16 protein-coding genes and 1 pseudogene are annotated in these 19,178 nt (G+C 64.6%); 6 read left to right on the forward strand and 11 right to left on the reverse strand.

Annotated features, from left to right (window positions below; genetic code table 11):
* Positions 1-5 precede the first annotated feature (5 nt).
* The 5 genes from BA190_RS32110 to BA190_RS32130 all read right to left on the reverse strand — a co-directional run bounded on the left by BA190_RS32110 (position 6) and on the right by BA190_RS32130 (position 5,060).
* Positions 6-749 carry a glycosyltransferase family A protein gene (locus tag BA190_RS32110; RefSeq protein WP_068298163.1) on the reverse strand — a complete coding sequence of 248 codons (744 nt, stop codon included), beginning with the start codon at positions 747-749 and terminating at the stop codon, positions 6-8.
* Between the two features lie 63 nt (positions 750-812).
* The gene (locus BA190_RS32115) at positions 813-1,574 is read right to left on the reverse strand and encodes a lytic transglycosylase domain-containing protein (protein ID WP_245315022.1); all 762 of its coding nucleotides are present in this window, start codon (positions 1,572-1,574) and stop codon (positions 813-815) included.
* A 20-nt stretch (positions 1,575-1,594) separates the two neighbouring features.
* On the reverse strand, positions 1,595-3,130 hold the full coding sequence (locus BA190_RS32120) for an aldehyde dehydrogenase family protein (RefSeq protein WP_068298172.1): 1,536 nt from the start codon (positions 3,128-3,130) through the stop codon (positions 1,595-1,597).
* An 86-nt stretch (positions 3,131-3,216) separates the two neighbouring features.
* Positions 3,217-4,068 (reverse strand): DUF1963 domain-containing protein, encoded by an 852-nt coding sequence (locus BA190_RS32125; protein WP_068298175.1) that lies wholly within the window; start codon positions 4,066-4,068, stop codon positions 3,217-3,219.
* A 128-nt stretch (positions 4,069-4,196) separates the two neighbouring features.
* Positions 4,197-5,060 carry a helix-turn-helix transcriptional regulator gene (locus BA190_RS32130; RefSeq protein ID WP_068298181.1) on the reverse strand — a complete coding sequence of 288 codons (864 nt, stop codon included), beginning with the start codon at positions 5,058-5,060 and terminating at the stop codon, positions 4,197-4,199.
* Positions 5,061-5,152: 92 nt separating this feature from the next.
* On the opposite strand from BA190_RS32130, the gene BA190_RS32135 reads away from it, so the two are divergent.
* The gene (locus tag BA190_RS32135; protein WP_068298184.1) at positions 5,153-6,046 is read left to right on the forward strand and encodes an SDR family oxidoreductase; all 894 of its coding nucleotides are present in this window, start codon (positions 5,153-5,155) and stop codon (positions 6,044-6,046) included.
* Positions 6,047-6,112: 66 nt separating this feature from the next.
* Here BA190_RS32135 and BA190_RS32140 read toward each other — a convergent pair whose 3' ends face one another.
* From BA190_RS32140 to BA190_RS32150, 3 genes are all read right to left on the reverse strand, one after another.
* Positions 6,113-6,712: an inorganic diphosphatase gene (locus BA190_RS32140; protein WP_068298186.1), complete on the reverse strand. Its 600-nt coding sequence runs from the start codon at positions 6,710-6,712 to the stop codon at positions 6,113-6,115.
* Positions 6,713-6,809: 97 nt separating this feature from the next.
* Complete coding sequence (locus BA190_RS32145) at positions 6,810-8,984, reverse strand: primosomal protein N' (protein WP_068298189.1); 2,175 nt, start codon at positions 8,982-8,984, stop codon at positions 6,810-6,812.
* Between the two features lie 121 nt (positions 8,985-9,105).
* On the reverse strand, positions 9,106-10,302 hold the full coding sequence (locus BA190_RS32150; RefSeq protein WP_156771793.1) for a hypothetical protein: 1,197 nt from the start codon (positions 10,300-10,302) through the stop codon (positions 9,106-9,108).
* Between the two features lie 153 nt (positions 10,303-10,455).
* Between BA190_RS32150 and leuB the strand changes: the two genes are divergently transcribed.
* Complete coding sequence (gene leuB / locus BA190_RS32155) at positions 10,456-11,556, forward strand: 3-isopropylmalate dehydrogenase (protein WP_068298196.1); 1,101 nt, start codon at positions 10,456-10,458, stop codon at positions 11,554-11,556.
* Positions 11,557-11,665: 109 nt separating this feature from the next.
* Here the strand turns inward: leuB and BA190_RS32160 are convergent, their stop codons facing one another.
* Entirely contained in the window at positions 11,666-13,051 is a 1,386-nt protein-coding gene (locus BA190_RS32160) for an aminotransferase (protein WP_068298217.1), read from the reverse strand.
* Positions 13,052-13,303: 252 nt separating this feature from the next.
* Between BA190_RS32160 and BA190_RS32165 the strand changes: the two genes are divergently transcribed.
* Both BA190_RS32165 and BA190_RS32170 read left to right on the forward strand, forming a co-directional pair.
* The gene (locus BA190_RS32165; protein ID WP_082980190.1) at positions 13,304-13,984 is read left to right on the forward strand and encodes a TetR/AcrR family transcriptional regulator; all 681 of its coding nucleotides are present in this window, start codon (positions 13,304-13,306) and stop codon (positions 13,982-13,984) included.
* A 396-nt stretch (positions 13,985-14,380) separates the two neighbouring features.
* Entirely contained in the window at positions 14,381-15,484 is a 1,104-nt protein-coding gene (locus BA190_RS32170) for a polyamine ABC transporter substrate-binding protein (RefSeq protein ID WP_068298201.1), read from the forward strand.
* A 54-nt stretch (positions 15,485-15,538) separates the two neighbouring features.
* Here BA190_RS32170 and BA190_RS32175 read toward each other — a convergent pair whose 3' ends face one another.
* Positions 15,539-16,843, reverse strand: a complete 1,305-nt coding sequence (locus tag BA190_RS32175) for a M20/M25/M40 family metallo-hydrolase (protein ID WP_068298204.1) — start codon at positions 16,841-16,843, stop codon at positions 15,539-15,541.
* A 208-nt stretch (positions 16,844-17,051) separates the two neighbouring features.
* Between BA190_RS32175 and BA190_RS32180 the strand changes: the two genes are divergently transcribed.
* Entirely contained in the window at positions 17,052-17,801 is a 750-nt protein-coding gene (locus BA190_RS32180) for a rhomboid family intramembrane serine protease (protein ID WP_068298207.1), read from the forward strand.
* Between the two features lie 23 nt (positions 17,802-17,824).
* On the opposite strand, the gene BA190_RS32185 is transcribed toward BA190_RS32180, so the two are convergent.
* Positions 17,825-18,475: a hypothetical protein gene (locus BA190_RS32185; RefSeq protein ID WP_068298209.1), complete on the reverse strand. Its 651-nt coding sequence runs from the start codon at positions 18,473-18,475 to the stop codon at positions 17,825-17,827.
* A gap of 616 nt (positions 18,476-19,091) precedes the next feature.
* On the opposite strand from BA190_RS32185, the pseudogene BA190_RS36305 reads away from it, so the two are divergent.
* Positions 19,092-19,178: pseudogene (locus BA190_RS36305) on the forward strand (electron transfer flavoprotein subunit beta/FixA family protein); the annotation flags it as partial.

The following is a 19,178-nucleotide window of genomic DNA, read 5'->3' on the forward strand; positions in this document are numbered from 1 at the left end:
TTGCCTCACGAAGGCCGGCCGCCCTCCCGGGCGATCGATTCGTGATTGCGTAGTATCAGCTCGCCCAACCCGTGCTTGGCGGACAGGCGACCGAGGTTGGCCTGGCGGGCGGCGAGATTGGCGGCGGCCGAGACGCTGTCGTCCCGGGCGGAGATGCGCACCGCATCACCCTGCGGGCCGGAGAACGGCACGCCGGCGGCAAACAGGCGCAGATACCAGTCCCAATCCCAGTAATAGGGCAGCTTGTCGTCAAAGGGGCCGAGATTCTGGTGCAGGCTGCGCGGGTAGATCACGCCTGATACCAGCAGGCGATTGTCGCGGCGAATGGCCTCGGCATCGGCATGGGCATCGAAGGTGAGCTCGCTGCCGGCATCGGCGCGATTGCCCTCGGTGACAATGCGGCCCGAGGCATAGAGAAGGCCACGGCTGTCGGCCTTGGCGAGCATGTGATCGAGATGATCCGGCTCAGCCCACCAGTCGTCATCGTCCAGGAAGGCGATGCGCCGGCCGCGCGCCGCGGCAACACCGAGATTGCGGGCCGGGACCTGGCCGCTGCCACCGGTCAGCAAGGCCTGGAGGCGATCGAGACCGAGCTCCTCGGCCAACCTCGCCCCGCTTCCGTCGCCATCATCCACCACGACGAGCTCGAAATCCCGGAAGGATTGAGCTTGCGTAGAGGCCAGCGCCCGCCGCAGGAGATCGGGGCGGTCCTTGGTGGGGATGATGATGCTGAGTTCAGGCTGGGACATGTCGGATTTGCGATGCGGCGCGGAAGATCGAAAACCCCCGACGCGCGAAGGCTTGTTCTCTCCTCAGCGGCCGGGCTTGCCCTTGATCATATGCGGCAGCATGCCCTTGCGCTTGGCCTCGTAATAGTAGCCGCTGGAATAGAGCCGCACCGCGCGGTCCGGACTGCCGCCGGAGACGCGCCAGGCATTGGCGAGATAGGCGGCGCCATAGGTGAGGTTGGTATCGGCATCGAACAGACCGGCGGCGCCGCCCTGATAGCCCATGCCACGGGCGGTATCGAGGCGCATCTGCATCAGGCCGAGATAGGGGCCGTTGCGCGCGCCGGGGTTGAAGCCGCTTTCACGCTTGACCACTCGACGCAGCAGGCTCTCGGGCACATTGTAGCGAGCGGCGTGCTTGGTGATGAGGGAATCGACATTGCCGATGGGCTTGAGATCCAAGGGCTCGGCCGCTGCCTTCTGCACGGCTACCGGCGCCGCCGTGGGGATGCTGGCGGTCTGGATTTCGGCCTCGTGCGGGGCCGGAGCCGCTGGGCTCGCCTCCGCGATATCACGCGGGCGGGCAGGCGGCAGGGGGATGGCGGCGAGCGCGGCTTCGCCGGCTTTCATCGTTTCGGGTGCCGCGGCAACGGAAGCGACCGCCGCGCCGGAACGCTTGGCGCGCTTTTCGAGCTTGGCCTTGGCCTTGAGGACCGGGCCGGGCGCTTCGACCGCCACGGCCTGAGAGGGAGCCTGTTGTGCCTGTGTCTGCGCCTGTGCCAGACCGGGAAGGGTAAGGATACCGGCTGTCACACAGCTGGCCAGCGCAAATCCAAGGTTTCTCAAGCGTCTCTTCTCCGCCATCCTCAAGGGCTCGTCCCTCCGTCGTCGACATCGAATTTCACGCCCTGCGCCAGTGGCAGGGTCCGGCCGTAATTGATGGCGCTGGTCTGGCGCCGCATATAGGCCTTCCAAGCGTCCGAGCCGCTCTCGCGACCACCGCCCGTCTCTTTCTCGCCACCGAAAGCACCACCGATCTCGGCGCCTGAAGGACCCATATTGACATTGGCGATGCCGCAATCGGAACCCTGGGCGGAGACGAAGCGCTCGACCTCACGCATGTCGGTGGCGAAGATCGAGGAGGACAGGCCCTGGGGCACACCGTTCTGAAGCGCCAGGGCCTCGTCGAACTCGCTATATTTCAGCACATAGAGAATCGGGGCGAAGGTTTCGTTAACGACGGGGCCGGCCTGGGTGGGCATCTCGACCAGGGCCGGACGGGCGTAATAGGCCTCGTCCGGGCCTGCTTCCGCGACACGGGCGCCGCCATGCACGGTGCCGCCGGCCTTGCGGGCTTCGTCGAGCGCCTTCTGCATACCCTCGAAAGCGGCCTTGTCGATGAGCGGGCCGACCAGCGATTCGGTGGTGAGAGGATTGCCGACGCTGATGGAGGCATAGACCTTCTTGAGCTTGCCGATGAGGTCATCATAGACGCTGTCATGCACGATCAGGCGGCGCAGCGAGGTGCAGCGCTGGCCGGCCGTGCCCATGGCGGCGAAGGCAATGGCGCGCAAGGCCAGATCCAGATCGGCCGAGGGCGTGACGATCGAGGCGTTGTTGCCGCCGAGCTCGAGGATCGAACGGCCGAAGCGGCGGGCGACGCGCTCGCCGACGATGCGACCCATCGCGGTGGAGCCGGTGGCCGAGACGACCGGTACGCGCGGATCCTCCACCAGCGCTTCTCCGACGTCGCGGGCGCCGAGGATGAGAGTGAGCAGGCCGTCCGGCACGCCGCCGAAGCGCTTGGCGGCGCGGTTGAAGATGGCTTCCACGGCCAGTGCCGTGAGCGGTGTCTTCTCGGAAGGCTTCCATACCACGCTGTCGCCACAGACGAAGGCCAGCGCCGCGTTCCAGCTCCACACCGCGACGGGGAAGTTGAAGGCCGAGATCACGCCGACCACGCCGGCCGGGTGCCACTGCTCCATCATGCGGTGGTCGCCGCGCTCGGTGGCGATGGTGAGGCCATAGAGCTGGCGCGACAGGCCGGTGGCGAAGTCGCAGATGTCGATCATCTCCTGCACTTCACCCAGACCCTCGGAGGCGATCTTGCCGACTTCAAGGCTGACCAGGCGGCCGAGCTCGGCCTTGGCGGTCCGCAGTTCCTCGCCGAGCAGGCGCACCAGTTCGCCGCGCTGCGGGCCTGGCACCTTGCGCCAGGCTTCGAAAGCGGCCTGCGCCTGGCCGATGGCGGTCTTGGCTTCGGCCGGGCTGTTGTCCTGAACGGCGCCGATGGTCTCGCCGGTGAGGGGGCTGCGAACGGTGCGGGAGCCGCCGGTGTAGCGGTTGGCCGGAACCCCAAGAGCCTCGAGAAGCTGGCGGGTTTCGGCGGCAGGACTGGTCATGATGACTCGCTCAATTCAACGCGATATGGCGACGCTCATACCTTTTTTGGCGGTCATGGGGAACCCCCGCGACGTCGCGCGGATTCTCAGCTGCTTTCCACGGCGGCATAGACCCCGGAAAAATCCAGTTTTTCGAGGTCGTTCTGGTGCTGGAGAAACTGCAGGTAGCCGGCATCCCAGATGCCGAGGCCGAGGGTCATGCAGGAATCGATGGTGAGCAGATGGCGCCAGTTGCGCGCCGGTGCGAGATCGAGCTTGGCGCGCTCGCGGGCGTCGTAGAGCCATTTCGGATTGACCTCCCGCACCACATAGGCGTCCTCGCGCGGGTCGGAGCCGATGCCGGCGGCGTGGCCGAACAGTTTGCTGAGGATGGGGCTCGCCGTGTTCGGCTCGAGCGACCACATGAATTCCTCGTTGTAGGTGTCGTGCTCGTCCTCGCTCATGTCGCGTGTGACCGCCGAGAAATCCCGGGTGGCCCAGCGCGGGAAGTCACGGATTTCCGCAAATTCGAGGCGATGGGGCTCGACATCGGCGAACATGTCGTTGGCGAAGGCAATGTCGGTGGGCAGCGCGGCCGGATGCAGGGGATCGGTGCCAGTGTAAAGCAGAATGCGGTGCTCGACATCGGTTGCCGGTTCATCGAGGCCTATGAAGACATAGAGCATGCCGGCCCGCGGCAGCGCGCTGGCGGCGGGCGGAAGCTCGGCCAGGTCGATCTGGAGCGCGAACTCCATGGCCTCGCCCTTGGCCGTGCGCGGCCAGGCGAGGGAGGCCGGCAGGTCCGGCAGGCCTCCGATCCGGCTCTGGCCGGTATCTCCAGCACCGGTCCCCAGCAGGATCGCAATGGCGGGCAATTCTTGGGGCAGGATATGTTCAGCATGGGTGCCCAAGCCGACATTTTCCAGCAATTGGCGGGGAGAGGGGACGGGATCGATCATGATGGCTCGTAGGGGAGAAGCAATTGAAAAGACGTCCTATCTCGTTTGGCAAAGATAGAGAACCTCCGGACACGCACCCCTCTCCCCGGCAGGGAGAGGGGCAGGGGTGAGAGAAAACGACTCTACCCTCACACCAACCCCTCTCCAGGCTCGGGAGAAGGGCTTGCCAGCCCGTCGAGAAAGGCCTTGATCCTGTCGCGGTCGTCCGGCGTAGGATTGTAGACCAGCATGCTCAGATCGGGTCGGCCGTCGACGGCGAACGCCGAATATTCCAGCGTGATCGGGCCGAGCACTGGGTGGCGCAGGCGCTTGACGCCGTCACCATGGGCACGGACGTCGTTGTCGCGCCACATCGCCTCGAATTCGGGGCTGAGCCGGCAGAGTTCCTCGATGAGAGGCTCTACCTCCGCCGCAGCTCCCGCGCGCGCCGTGTCGGCCCTGAAGGTCGCCACCACGAAGCGGGCCACGCTCTCCCAGTCATATTGTGCGGCGCGGACGTTGGGGTCGAGAAACATGAAACGCAGGACATTGCGCTGATGGGGCGGCAGTGCGCCGTAATCGGTCAGGATCGCGGCTGCCGCCTGGTTCCAGGCCACGATGTCCCAAGTCGCCGTCTTGACCAGGGCCAGGCTCGGATGAAGCGCATCGAGCACGCGCTGCAGCCGCGGGGTGACGTCTTCGCCCTTGCGGTAGCGCACTTCGGGCGGACGTCCCAAGCCGAGCAAAAAGAGGTGCTCGCGCTCGACCTCGGTCAGCAGGAGCGCGCGGGCGATACGGTCGAGCACGTCGGCCGAAGCTGCCCCGCCGCGCCCCTGTTCGAGCCAGGTGTACCAGGTCGGGCTGATATTGGCCCGCTGCGCGACTTCCTCCCGGCGCAGGCCAGGTGTACGGCGGCGCGTCGGGCCGAAGCCGAAGGCGGCCGGGTCGAGCTTGGCGCGGCGATCCCTCAGATAGGTTCCGAGCCTGGTTTCCTGCGTGATCTGTCCGGTCATCCTGTTAGTCATTATAATACGATAAGGTCACTACTTTACCAGGATAAACTGGCGGCCAATGCTTGTCTCCTATCTTGTTAGGAGACTTGCTCATGCGCGTATTCGTAACCGGTGCGACCGGATTCATCGGCTCCGCCGTGGTGAAGGAATTGATCGGGGCGGGCCATCAGGTGCTCGGCCTGGTCCGCTCGGAGGAGAAGGCGGTGGCCCTGGCCGCGGCGGGCGCCGAAGCCCATCGCGGCTCGCTGGAGGATCTCGACAGCCTCAAAGCCGGCACTGCCCGCTCGGACGGCGTCATCCATCTTGCCTTCAACCATGATTTCTCGACCTTCGCCGCCAATTGCGAGGATGACCGCCGCGTAGTCGCTGCGCTCGGCTCTGCGCTTGCCGGCTCCGGCCGGCCCCTGATCGTGACCTCGGGCACCGCCATGGCCAGCACCGTGCCCGGCGAACCGGCCCGTGAGGACGGCGCGGTGGTCAGCTCGAAGGTGATCCCCCGTGCTGCCTCGGAGGAGGCTGCTGGGGCCGTGGCTGCCGAAGGCGGCAATGTCTCGGTGGTCCGCCTGCCCCAGGTTCACGATACCGTCAGGCAGGGTCTCGTTACCTATGCCATTGCGGTGGCGCGCGAGAAGGGCGTGTCGGCCTATGTCGAGGAAGGTCGGAACCGCTGGCCGGCAGCCCATATCCTCGACGTCGCCCGTCTCTACCGCCTCGTGCTGGAGAAGGCCGAGCCGGGGGCGAAATACCATGCGGTGGCGGAGGAAGGCGTGTCCCAGAGGGAGATCGCGGAGGTGATCGGCCGGGGCCTGAACGTGCCGGTCAGATCCATCCTCCTCGGCGAGGCGGGGGCTCATTTCGGCTGGCTCGGCCTGTTTGCCGGCCACGACATGCCGGCCTCGGGCGAGCAGACCCAAAGGAAGCTGGGATGGCAGCCTGGCGGCCCCAGCCTGATCGCCGATCTCCAGGCGATGAACTACGGGGCCTGAGGCAAAAGCCTCCCTCCCATTGGGGAGAGAGGTTAAGGGCGGTAGGAGGGTGCATCGCGCCCGAGATTATTTCCCGTAGGCTTCGATCGAAGCCTTGACGCGTTCCTTGGCAGCTTCGGCGCTGTCGAAGCCGCCGACTTCGACGACCTTGCTGCCGGCTGGAATCTGCTTGTAGACGCGGAAGAAGGCGGCAAGGCGCTCCTGCTCGATCTTGGGCAGGTCGCCGATCGCCTTGACGTCCTCATAGGTGGGATCGACCTTGGCAACCGGCACGGCGATGACCTTGTCGTCGACGTCGCCGCCATCGATCATCTTGATGAGGCCGATCGGCCGCACACGGATCAGCGCGCCGGGAGCGATGGGCGCGCGGGTATAGACGAGCACGTCGAGCGGATCGCCGTCGGCGGCCTTGGTGCGGGTGATCGAGCCGTAATTGGCCGGGTAGGCCATCGGCATGGCGATGAAGCGGTCGACGACGATATGGCCGGTATCCGTGTCGGTCTCGTATTTCACCATGCTGCCGGCGGGAATCTCGACGACGATGTTGAGTTCCTCGGGCGCATTCTTGGGTTGCTTGAAGGCCAGCACGTTTTCCGCCTCGGCCAGGGCCGGCAAGGCAGGAAGGACGAACAGGGCAGCGGCGAGCAGGGACTTCAGCGATGTCATTTCAACCTCCGGTAAGGGAACGCGGAGAGGTAGGGAGCGCAGGCGACAGGCATATGACGCCAGCCGATCATCGGCGGTGAAGCGAAGGTGGAGATCTCTACGCGAAATTCATGGGATCGATGTCGATGTCGACCGCGAGCTGGCCTGTCACCTTCGGTCCGGCGGCGAGCCAGGCGCGGATATAGTCCTGCAAGGCGAAGTCGCGCGGGGCTTGCAGGATCAGGCGCATGCGGTGGCGGCCACGGATCACCGCGATCGGCGCCTCGGCTGGGCCGAGCACGCGCAGGGCGGAATCGAAGGGCGCTTGCTTGGCGAGTTGGCGGGCAAAGCCCTCCGCCTTGCCGCGATCCTCGTCGGAGATGGTCAGCGCCGCCATGCGGCCATAGGGCGGCAGGCCAGCCTTGGCGCGCACGGCGATCTCGCGCGCATAGAAGCTCTCCTTGTCGCCGGAGACCAGCGCCTGCATCACCGGATGCGAGGGATCGTAGCTCTGCAGCAGCGCCCGCCCCGGGCGTTCACCCCGCCCGGCCCGGCCGGTGACCTGGCCGAGGAGCTGGAAGGTGCGTTCGGCTGCGCGCGGGTCGCCGGTGCCCAGGCCGAGATCTGCATCGACCACGCCGACCAGCGTCAAATGCGGAAAATTGTGTCCCTTGGCGACGAGCTGCGTGCCGATGACGAGATTGGCCTCGCCCTTGGCAACCGTGTCGAGTTCCTGGCGCAACCGCTCGGCGCTGCCATGGATGTCAGAGGAGAGGATCACGGTGTGGGCGTCGGGAAACAACCCCGAGACCTCCTCGGCGATGCGCTCCACGCCGGGGCCGCAGGGAGTGAGTGTGTCCTCGCCCTCGCAACTCGGACAATGGCGCGGTACGGGGGCGGTATGGCCGCAATGGTGGCAGACCAGGCTTTTGCGGAAACGATGCTCGACCAGCCAGGCCGTGCAGTTCGGGCACTGGAAGCGATGCCCGCATTTGCGGCAGAGCGTGAGCGGGGCGTAACCGCGCCGGTTGAGGAAGAGCAGGGCCTGCTCCCCGGCCGCCAGCGTTTCCTTGACCGCCGTGACCAGGCCGGGAGCGATGAACTTGCCGCGCTCGGGCCCGCCCTCGCGCATGTCGACCGTGGCGATCGCGGGCAGCGCCCGCCCGCCGAATCGCTGGGGCAAGGTGATATGGCCGTAGCGGCCGCGATCGGCATTGACGCGGGACTCGATCGAGGGCGTGGCCGAGGCCAGCACCACCGGCGCGTCGATCAGCCGGGCCCTGACCACCGCCATATCGCGGGCATTGTAGCGCGGCCCATCCTCCTGTTTGTAGGCGCTGTCATGTTCCTCGTCGACGATGATGAGCCTGAGGTCGACGAAGGGAAGGAACAGGGCCGAGCGGGCGCCGGCCACCACCGCAACCTCCCCCTTGGCGATACCGTGCCAGAGCCTGGCCCGCTTGTTGGCCGATACGCCTGAATGCCATTCGGCTGGGCGCACGCCGAAACGTTCGGCGAAGCGGTCGAGGAACTGGTTGGTCAGCGCGATCTCCGGCAGCATGATCAGCGCCTGGCCCCCCTGCCTGACGGCTTCGGCCACCGCCTCGAAATAGACCTCGGTCTTGCCCGATCCGGTGACGCCTTCGAGCAGGGTCGCCGAAAAGCGCCGGGCTGCCACGGCCTGTCCGAGGCTGGCGGCCGCCAGCGCCTGGGCTTCGTTCAGGCTGGCGCTGCCGAAGGCGAGATCCGGGGTACCGGCCACCGGCTCCGGCGGCAGGGCCAGGGGCTCGACGGCTCCGGCATCGACCAGCCCGTCGACTACGCTCGGCGACACGCCCGTGGCCTCGATCAGCGCGCGCTTTTCATGCACGAATCCGTCGGACAGGTGGTCGAGCACGCGCCGGCGCGCCGCCGTGAGGCGCTCGGGCTCGTGCTTGCCCAAGCGATAGCCGAGCCTTTGTTTCTCCGGCGGCAATTCCGGCGCGCGCAGCGCCATGCGCATGATCATGCCGCGCGGCGTCAGCGTCCAGTTGGCCACCCATTCGATGAAGCGGCGCATCTCAGCCCCGAGCGGGGGGATTTCGAGGCGTTCCTCGACATATTTCAGCCGATTGGAGGAGGCGGGCAGCACGCCATCGCCGTCCCAGACCACGCCGACCACCTCGCGCGGGCCGAGGGTGACGCGCACGACATCGCCCGGCATCAGCGTGTTGCCGAAGGGCACGCGGTAGCTATAGGTGCGCTCCAGTGCCACCGGCAGCAGCACCTCGACGACTTCGCCCGGATTAGCCATGGGCCCCCGCGCTCCGGGAGGCCTGGCTCGATGGGATATGCGCCACGATCATCCCCGACAGGTCGGGGAGGGGGCTGAGTCTGTCAAGGGTGGCACATGCCGGCCGCGCCTCCTGCCGCCGCTACTTCGTCTTGAGCAGCATGATCGATTGCACGCCTTCCTCCTCGCTGGCGTCAAAACGGACTGTGACGTCGTCTGGCAAGGGATAGAAATAGGCGCGGTTTTCATCGAGGGGGAAGAGCTCTTTGGTCGGCTTGCCCATCAGGCGTTTCAGGGTGATCAGGGGATCACCGATCCTGACGCTGCCCACGCTGCCGTTGAACGGTTTGGTGAGTTTGATGCTCGCGACCTGCTTGTCGGTCGACAGGTAAAGTGCAAAGCCGTCGGCGGGATAGAGTGCGAGGCGTTCGCCCATCGCGCTGGTATAGGGCTCTGGCTGGCGGGTGGAGCCAAAAATGCGTTGAGCCTCTGCCACGCTGGCTCCCAATCCGACAGGAACACCTTCAATAGCGGGTACGGTCGTGGAGGCGGCGGGTGGAGGCTCCGAGCCGAAACGGCTGTCGTAGCCGGCGAGTTGAATCGCCAGGATGTCCTTGTCGCGGGCATAATAGTCGGAGAGCTCTGTGATGTTGGCCTTGGCATTCTTTTCCGTGCAGGGCGCCGGCCGCTCGGCCGCTAGCTTGCGCTCGCTTTCGGCGATCGCATCGCGTCCTGCTTCGCTGAGGGGGGCGGGCAGGGCCACCGCCTCCAATTGCCATTTGCCGCGATGGCAGGCGTCCGCATAAGCGTTGTGCCTGATGCGCGCTTCAGTCAGGCGTAACAGGGAGTTGACGATCACGTCGTTGAGGCGCCCCTGATCCAGGGTCCGGGAGCGCTCGACCAAGAACTTTTTCAGGTCAGGATTCAGTCCGCTATAGGTGGCAGGCGGCGGCGCGGGGCCTCCGAAGAGAGCGATCTTGATGTCCTTGAAGCTGTAGAAGCCGATGGAATAGCCGAGCTGGAACAGGGCCAGCGGAATGGCTGCAATGACCACCGCGCTACGCAGCCACCGGCGTGGGGGATGGCCGGGAGAGCCATCTCGGCGCAGCATGGTGAAGGCGAGCCCCAGGGCGATGATCGCCATCACGATGCCCAGCAGGTTCAATTGAGATTCGAACACCACCTCGCCGTTGACGGTTCGCTTGTCGGAAGCGCCCAGGAAGAGCCAGAACGGCAGCACGCCGAGAAGAATGGCGGCCAGCGGGCGGTTCATATTGTGCCAAAGACCTTGCGTGGGCTCGCTCACGAACAGGCTCCATCCCATGTTGTGCTGGGCCAATGGGCCCAATTCGTGCGCAAATCTGGGGCAGGCCCGGGGGAGCGTCGAGTCTCCTGGGGAACAGGCGCTGCCGGGATCGCAGCATGCCTCCTGGCTTGCACCTTCTTCCCCGCTCGTCTAATCAGCCGGCATTCCCAACAAAGGTGACAGGTCATGGCGACGCAAAAGCTCCTCCTTCTTCCTGGCGACGGCATCGGTGTCGAGGTGATGGCGGAGGTCAAACGCCTGATCGCCTTTCTCAACAAGACCGGTCTCGCCTCCTTCGAGACGGAAGAGGATCTGGTCGGGGGCGCCGCCTATGACGCGCATGGCAAGGCGATCTCCGAGGATGCCATGAAGCTCGCCGAGCAGGCCGATGCGGTGATGTTCGGTGCGGTGGGCGGCCCGAAATGGGCCGACGTTCCCTATGAGGCGCGCCCCGAGGCCGGCCTGCTGCGCCTGCGCAAGGACCTTGGCCTCTTCGCCAATCTGCGTCCCGCCGTGTGCTATCCGGCACTGGCCGAGGCCTCCTCTCTCAAGCGCGAGCTGGTCGAAGGTCTCGACATCATGATCGTGCGCGAGCTCACCGGCGGCGTCTATTTCGGCGAGCCCAAGGAAATCGTCACGCTGGAGAACGGCGAGAAGCGCGCGGTCGACACCCAGGTCTACACAACCCATGAGATCGAGCGCATCGCCCGCGTCGCCTTCGACCTCGCCAAGGTGCGCCGCGGCCTGGTGCATTCGTCCGAAAAGCACAATGTCATGAAGTCCGGCGTGCTGTGGAAGCAGGTCGTCACCGAGGTCCACAAGGCCGAATATGCCGACGTCAAGCTCGAGCACATCCTCGCCGACAATTGCGGCATGCAGCTGGTGCGCACGCCCAAGCAGTTCGATGTCATCGTCTGCGACAATCTGTTTGGCGACATGCTCTCCGACGTCGCCGCCATGCTGACGGGCTCGCTCGGCATGCTGCCTTCGGCGGCGCTCGGCGCCGAGGATGCCAAGACCGGCAAGCGCAAGGCGATGTATGAGCCCGTGCACGGCTCGGCTCCCGACATTGCCGGCAAGGGCCTGGCCAATCCGATCGCAACCCTCGCCTCCTTCGGCATGGCGCTACGCTATTCCTTTGGCCTTGCCGAGGCAGCCGATCGCCTCGACGCCGCCATCTCGGCGGTGCTGAGCGAGGGGCTGCGCACCAAGGATATCGCCAGCGCCGGCCAGAACGCCGTCTCGACCAGCGAGATGGGCGCCGCCGTGATCAAGGCGATGGGGTAAGATTGAAGAGCGGACTTCTCAGCGACATGCAGGCATGTCGCGATGTCCGCTCTTGCTCCTCAATGAGTAGCCTCGCCCCAGGAGCGGACTGGAAGTCCGCGCTCCGAACCTAGCGCCGCCACAGGCCTTCGCGTTCAAGGTCGTCCATCGTGCGCGAAATGCCCTCGCGCAGGATGGCGGCCATGTCGTCGATCTGGGCGCGGGTGATGGTCAGCGGCGGTGACATCACGCACATGTTGACGATGGGGCGCACCAGCAGGCCGAGTTCCTGGCAATGGCCGTCGATGCGCTTGCCGATGGTCTCGTCGAGCGCCCCACCGTCTTCGCCGGCAGGACCGGCGACGCATTCGATGCCGGCCATCATGCCGACGCCGCGCACCTCGCCGACCAAGGGCAGGTCCGCCAGGCTCCGGAGCCGGGCCTGGAAATAAGGCGCGACCTCGCGCACATGGTCGAGGACGCCGCCTTCCAGGATGTCGAGATTCTTCAGCGCCACCGCGCAGCCGATGGGATGGCTGGTGTTGGTCAGGCCATGGGCGAACATCGCCTCGGGATGGTTTGAGCGCCTGAGATCCGCGAGGAGGCGGTCGGAAATCACCACGCCGCCGAGCGGGAAATAGCCGGAGGTGACGCCCTTGGCGAAGGTGATCATGTCGGGATCGAGCCCGAACACCTCGCCCGAAGCGAAGACATGGCCGAGCCGGCCGAAGGCCGTCACCACCTCGTCGGAGACATAGAGAATGTCGTTGGCCCGGCAGATCTCGCGGATACGCGGGAGATAGCCGTCCGGCGGCACGATGACGCCGCCCGAGGCCTGGATCGGCTCGGCGACGAAGGCTCCGATCCGCTCGGCGCCAACCCGGGCGACGGTGTCTCTGAATTCATCGACCAGGAAGTCGGCGAATTCGGCCACCGTCCTGCCGCGGGGGCGGCGAAACGGGTTCGGCGCCGAAAGCTTGACCACGAGATCGCCGGTACTGTCCATCCAGTCATTGTCGCGCGGGCGGGCATTGAGCGAGGCGGAAAGATAGGTCGAGCCGTGATAGGCGCTGCCGCGGCTGAGGATCAGCTTCTTGTCGGGGCGCCCGCGCACATTGTTGTAGAACTGCATGAAGCGCAGTGCCGTCTCCACGGCCGAGGACCCGCCGGTGGTGAAGAAGACATGGTTGAGATCGCCCGGCGCATGGGCGGCGATCCGCTCGGCCAGTGCCACGGAAGGCGTGCTCGTGGTGTACCAGGGCGAGCTGTAGGACAGCGCCATCGCCTGTTCATGCATGACGTCGGCGAGTTCCCGCCGACGATGGCCGATATTGGTGCACCACATGCCGGCGGGGCCGTCGATCAGACGCTTGCCCGCGGCATCGGTGATGTAGATGCCCTCGCCCTCGCCGATCAGCGGGCGGACCTCGTCGCCGACGGTTTCCGCCACCGGCCAGGGCTGGACCAGATGGCGCCTGGCGCGCTCTGCGACATCCTCTTCCACAGCCGCCATCATCACTGCCGTCGAGCCGGTCGTCGTCATCGTCGTCACCTCGTCTTTTTCAGCCGCGACATGATCAAAGGCAGGTCCATCAACGGCTTTTTCCCGAAAACCACTTCTATAATTGCTATACGTTCGTTCAGTTAAAGGCAATATACTGAACGAACGTATAGCAAAAATTGGCATTGACAATCCTGCCGTTCTCGCCAAGCATGGCGCAAATACGCCGGCTTGGATTGCGCGGCGAGACGGGGTGGTCGCATCAGGATGAGTACGGTTACAGGGACAAGCCGCACGCGGATCAACCGGGCCGAACGCCGAAGCGAGTTGATCGATGCGACGATCGATTGCCTGGCCCGCTACGGCTATGAAGGCACCACGATCGGTGTCGTCGCCGAGGCGGTCGGCATGTCCCGCGGCATCGTGAACTTCCATTTCGAGACCAAGGAACAACTGCTGCTGGAGACGTTGCGTTTCCTGTCGGACGAATATCGCGACCATTGGCGCGCTACGCTCGCCCAGGCCGGCCCATCGGCTCCGGAAAAGCTCTGGGCCATGGTCCTGGCCGATTTCGACCGCAGCATCTGCACGCCTCGCAAGCTGGCGGCCTGGTGTGCCTTTCGCGGCGAGGCGAAGGCGCGCCCGACCTATCGCAGCATGTGCAACGCGACCGACCAGGAGAATCTGGACGTCGTCGCCGAGCTCTGCGCCGAACTGGTGCCCGCCGGCATCGATGCGCGCAAGCTGGCGCGCGCGATCGTATGCATGCTCGAAGGCCTGTGGCTGCATCTGCTGATCGCGCCCAAGAACCTGTCGAGGGAAGAAGCGCGCGATGTCGCGGCCTCACATCTCGCCATCGTGCTGCCCGACCATTTCACGCCGTCGGGGCCCGTTACGACGGCGCGAGCATCCCTGAGCCGATCCGTTCCGGAAGCCCAAACGTCCTGAGCGAGCGGGAAGGAGGAAACGCCTATCGCCTGTGCGAAGACGAAGATGCCTGAGGGTGGGCCGGACGGCCCATCCGGGGCGATATTCTGAGCAAATTTTCCACCCGGGCTACCGGGACACACGCCGAAGAAAGCTGGTCCCGTCTGCTTGAAACCTGAGTCACGCTGAGCGGGTTTTCTCGGCGCGAGCGGTCGTACGCCTGCGCTTGACGTAGCGAGATTGCCCGAGACCCATCACCGCAATCGCGGCCTTTTGTGCGGGGCCGTATTTGTCACCCGTCGACATCCGGTGTCGGCGGCAATGATGACGCACGTCCTGAGGAGATATCCCATGCCGTCTTGCCTGACACAGATATGGAGACAGCTTTCCTGCCGAAGCCGCCTTCGACCGTTCCAGTTGCTGGCCCTGGCCGGTGCGGGCCTGGCTGCCCTCCAGGCCTCGGGCCCCGCCCAGGCAGGCGACAAGGTGGTCAATGTTTACAGCTGGGCCGACTACATCGATCCCGCCACCCTGGAATCCTTCACCAAGGAGACCGGCATCAAGGTCGTCTACGACACCATGGATTCCAACGAGGTACTGGAGACCAAGCTTTATGCCGGCCATTCGGGCTATGACGTCGTCGATCCCACCGGTCCCAACCTGAAGCGCGAGATCGCGGCCGGCGTGTTCCAGCCGCTGGACAAGGCCAGGATCCCCAATCTCAAGCATGGCTGGGACAAGGTATTCCAGCGCCTGGCCTTCTATGATCCGGGCAACCGATACGCGGTGAACTATATGTGGGGCACCACCGGCATCGGCTACAATGTCGAGATGGCCAGGAAGCGCCTGGGCGATGTGCCGATCGACAGCTGGAGCATCGTGTTCAAGCCGGAGAACCTCGCCAAATTCGCCGATTGCGGCGTCAGCATCCTCGATACCCCCGACGAACTGATTCCGCCCGCTCTGAAATATCTCGGCCTCGACCCCGATTCCAAGAATCCCAAGGACATCGCCAAGGCGGGGGACCTGCTCAAGGCCATCCGGCCCTATGTCCGCACCTTCAGTTCCTCGGGCTATCTCAGTGCGCTCTCCGCCGGTGACCTCTGCCTGGTCGTCGGTTGGGCCGGCGACGTCATCCAGGCGCGCAACCGGGCCATCGAGGCTCACGCCAAGTCGCCTGATGGGCCCCTGGTCGACATCCGCTATGTCGTACCTAGGGAAGGCGCCCTGATCTGGGTCGACGGCTGGGCCATCCCCAAGGATGCCCAGCATGTCGAGGAAGCCCATGCCTTCATCGACTACATGATGCGTCCCGAAGTCGCCGCCAGGAACACGGAGTTCATCTCCTACGCCACCGGCAACCTCGCCGCGCAGAAGTTCATCAAGCCAGAGATCCTCAAGGATCCCGCCATCTTCCCCGACGAGGCCACCATGGGGCGCCTGTTCACCACCACGGCGCCGGACGCCAAGGTCCAGAAGCTGTGGACGCGGACCTGGACCAACATCAAGACCAACGAATAGGGTTTCGGGCCAGCAGGCGCGGCAGGAGGCGGCCGCGCCTGGGCCGGGTCGCACTTATTTCGTCTTGCCGGCCGAGACCTCCATGACCAGCCGCGCCAGCAGATAGAGGCGCGGCACCACCGAATCGAGCTCGACATATTCGGCGTCGTTGGAATGGGCGCCGAAGCCGCGCAGGCCGAGACCTTCCAGCACCGGCCCCCTGGCCTTCAGTCCCGCGAAGGCGGCGTCCGTGCCACCGCCGCCGGCCTTGTCGATCACCGTCAGCTTCCGGCCGATCTCGCCATAGATGGTGCCAGCCTGCGCCGCCAGGGCACGTCCGGCGTCGCTGGGCTGCAGGGGTGGGCGGCGACGCTCGAACACCGCCTCGATCCTGCTGTCGGGCAGGAGCTTCCTGGCGATGCGTTCCTTCACCGTCTTTTCGATGCGATCGAAATCGGCCATGCGCAGCATGCGCACATCGGCCTGGGCGGTCGCTTCGGCCGGGATGACATTGCGGTTTGTGCCAGCCTTGGCCACCGTCCAGTTCAGCTTGAGGCCGAGCTTGGGATCGGAAAGATCGCGCATCTGCAGGATCTGGTGCGCCAGTTCATAAAGCGCGTTGACGCCGCGCTCGGGGGCGGCCCCGGCATGAGAGGCCTTGCCCTCGACCTTGAGGGCGACGGCGCCGATGCCGGCGGTGGCAAGGATGATCTGGTCGGTGCCGATGCCTCCGCCCTCCAGGGAGAATACGGCGTCCTGTTCGGCGCCGATCTCGGTGAGAAGCGCGCGCGAACCGGGCGAGGAAATCTCTTCGTCGCCGTTGATCATCACCGTCAGCGTGCCGTAGTCCCTGAAATTCAGGTCCTTGAGCAGCGCGACGGTGGTGAGGGCGAGGGCAACGCCGTGCTTGTCGTCGGCGATGCCCAGGCCATAGGCCTTGTTACCCTCGATGCGGAAGGGCTGCCGCGCCAGCATGCCCTTGAGATAGACCGTGTCCATATGGGCGATCAGCGCGATCTTCTTGGTGCCGGTGCCGGTGAAGCGGGCAAGCACGACCTTGCCCAGTTTCTCGGGCGTGTCCTGCATGCGATAGACGTCCTTCGGCTCGATCTGCTGCACCTCGCCGCCCAAGGCCTTGAGGCGATCTGCGATCAGATTGGCGATCTCAGCCAGGCCATCGGGGTCCTTGCTGCCCGATTCGATGGAGACCAGCGTTTCCATGGTGTCGATCAGGGCCTGGCGCTGCGCCTCGGCCTGCTTGAGTACGGCCTCCTGCGGGGCGGCGAAGGCGGGGGAGGTCTCCGCGGTGATGGTCAGAACCGGCAGGGCGGTCATGGTGATGGCAAGGGCAGCGGCGCGAGATCGCGAGCAACGAAGCATCTGGTTCCTCTCGGACTGCGATCACCCTCCAATGACCCGGGCAGATGATGCATAAATGCCGCGCATTCTCAAAATAATACGCAGGATGACGGTAAATAGCCCGCGCCAATGGCTCTGTTGGCTGTGCGACCTTTATTCCCGCTGCTTCTCGCCCTACATTATTCCTGCCGTCACGCGACTTGCATCGGCATGCGATACTGGACGCGAGATGATCATACCGCTCTATGACGACAACCCGCACCGGCGCATCACGCGAGCCTATGTGAATTGGGCGCTGATTGCCGCCAACGTCTCGGTTTTCGTGTTCTTCCAGTCCGGCTATGTGCCCGGCACCTTTGTGGCGGATACGGCGGGCTTTACTTATTCCTACGGCATGATTCCGGTGGTGCTGTTCCAGAAGATGCAGCTCCCGGCGGAATATATCAGGGTGCCGGAATGGCTGACGCCAATCACCTCTTCCTTCGTGCACGGCTCATGGATGCATCTCACCGGCAACATGCTGTTCCTGTGGGTGTTCGGCGACAATGTCGAGGATGATCTCGGGCGCTGGCGCTATCTGTTCTTCTATCTCGCCTGTGCCGTGCTGGCCTCCTTCGCCTATGCCCTGACCGCGCAGGACTCCACCAGCCCGCTGATCGGAGCATCCGGGGCGATATCGGGCGTGGTGGCTGCCTATGTGCTGCTGCATCCCAAGGTGAAGATCTGGGTGCTCCTGTTCTTCCGCATTCCGTTGAAACTGCCGGCCTATTGGGCGATCGGGGCCTGGATACTCTACCAAGCCTATTTTGCGCTCTATGCCTATTTCGTCACCTCGACCGACGATGTCGCCTGGTTTGCCCATCTTGGCGGGCTGGTCGCCGGTGCCATCCTGGTCCTGCCGCTCAAGCGCGCCGACGCGCCTTTGTTCGACAACGCGCCGCCCCAGGCGCAGAACGACTGGCGCGACACGTTCGATTGAGACAGCACTGGCGGGCCGCTGGCTCAGGTACTTGGCTGGCCGGCAACGGCGGCTGGCTTGGCCGACTTGATCTTCGGCTTTGCCGCGGGGGCAGGCTGGGCAGGTTGTACTGGAGTTGCGACGGGCTGGGGCGCTGTAGCCGACCGTACGCCGGACCAGTGGGTCTTCAACAATTTGGTGCCGTAGAATTTTTCGAGCGCCTGGGTGCTGGTGGCACTGACCAGCCGACTTTCGACCAGGGACGTATTCTGCGTCGCGGCCTGAATGGCGCCGACCACCCCTTGAGGGAAGCCGGAGTCCTGGACATGCAGTGTCACTGGCTTCGTAGGGGTTCCACTCGCAAGATCGATGACCGTCATCGTGCCGCTGGTATAGTTCTGATCACCGATTAGCAGGGATAGTGCGGGATTCTTCAGATGATAGCCGGTCATCACGATGGAGACGCGTTTGGGCGCACCCGTCTGGGGAAAGTGGCCGGCCTCACTTGCCAGAGTCGCATGGAGCCGCGTTTCCATGCCTGGTGGTACGGCGGCACGCGGGTTTGGCGTCGCCGTTACAGTCACTTCCTTGACATAGGCCTCTCCAGGCTTGGGGAACATGCCGGCTGTTTCGCAGCTCGCCAGGGCGGCGGCCAGGAGGAGGGCACCGGAGAGTTTCACACTTGTCTTGAACATTCAGAACCTGCTTCCCATTCAGGCGGGGCTGGAGATCTTCATTCTTGTTCGTCCTCCATGCCTCGACCCCACAAAGCCGCAGCCAAACACTTGGCTGCGTCAGTAGCGCGCAGGTTTAGGGAGTAGCGAGCAAACCTGGGATCGAGATCGGCCATGGAATTGTGCTTCGGCAAGTCGTTCTTTTCGGAAGGGATGCTTTTCAACAGCTTGTTTGTTTGAATTGTTGTGTATGAAGAATGCAACGCCCAAGAATTTTGGCAGTAAAATTCAGGGAGGTAATAAAATGCTACCAAATAATATCTGTGAACCTGAGTTTGCAGGTACTCGTGAGTGCGGCAAGCCTGGCTGAACCTGGATGGCAGCAAGGGGAGAATGTCTTGGCTTATGGGGTCGGGTCGATCGCGTGCCGCGCGGAAGCCTTGCGATACGAGAGTCACGTAAATGTCGCGTTGACACAAAAAGCCGCGCCCTTTAGCTGACTTGCGTCATCAAGTTCAGCGGCGGCGGTCTTGTCGCGACGTGACGTGTCGGTTCGCCGACAGCGCGGGAGGGGCAAGGCCATTATGCGGTCGTTTCATATCGCTCATCGTTCCGGTTCCCCGTCTGGAGAAGCCCCATGAAAGTTCTCGTGCCCGTGAAGCGGGTGGTCGACTACAATGTGAAGATCCGCGTGAAGGCCGATGGGTCTGGTGTCGATCTCAAC

It is taken from the genome of Labrys sp. WJW (genome assembly GCF_001676615.1).
Classification (GTDB): Bacteria; Pseudomonadota; Alphaproteobacteria; order Rhizobiales; family Labraceae; genus Labrys; species Labrys sedimenti.

Coding starts and splice junctions, on each gene's coding strand:
- BA190_RS32110 (WP_068298163.1), bottom strand. CDS start 749: ATGTCCCAGCCTGAACTCAGCATCATCATCCCCACCAAGGACCGCCCC.
- BA190_RS32120 (WP_068298172.1), bottom strand. CDS start 3,130: ATGACCAGTCCTGCCGCCGAAACCCGCCAGCTTCTCGAGGCTCTTGGG.
- BA190_RS32125 (WP_068298175.1), bottom strand. CDS start 4,068: ATGATCGATCCCGTCCCCTCTCCCCGCCAATTGCTGGAAAATGTCGGC.
- BA190_RS32130 (WP_068298181.1), bottom strand. CDS start 5,060: ATGACCGGACAGATCACGCAGGAAACCAGGCTCGGAACCTATCTGAGG.
- BA190_RS32135 (WP_068298184.1), top strand. CDS start 5,153: ATGCGCGTATTCGTAACCGGTGCGACCGGATTCATCGGCTCCGCCGTG.
- BA190_RS32140 (WP_068298186.1), bottom strand. CDS start 6,712: ATGACATCGCTGAAGTCCCTGCTCGCCGCTGCCCTGTTCGTCCTTCCT.
- BA190_RS32145 (WP_068298189.1), bottom strand. CDS start 8,984: ATGGCTAATCCGGGCGAAGTCGTCGAGGTGCTGCTGCCGGTGGCACTG.
- leuB (WP_068298196.1), top strand. CDS start 10,456: ATGGCGACGCAAAAGCTCCTCCTTCTTCCTGGCGACGGCATCGGTGTC.
- BA190_RS32160 (WP_068298217.1), bottom strand. CDS start 13,051: ATGATGGCGGCTGTGGAAGAGGATGTCGCAGAGCGCGCCAGGCGCCAT.
- BA190_RS32165 (WP_082980190.1), top strand. CDS start 13,304: ATGAGTACGGTTACAGGGACAAGCCGCACGCGGATCAACCGGGCCGAA.
- BA190_RS32175 (WP_068298204.1), bottom strand. CDS start 16,843: ATGCTTCGTTGCTCGCGATCTCGCGCCGCTGCCCTTGCCATCACCATG.
- BA190_RS32180 (WP_068298207.1), top strand. CDS start 17,052: ATGATCATACCGCTCTATGACGACAACCCGCACCGGCGCATCACGCGA.
- BA190_RS32185 (WP_068298209.1), bottom strand. CDS start 18,475: ATGTTCAAGACAAGTGTGAAACTCTCCGGTGCCCTCCTCCTGGCCGCC.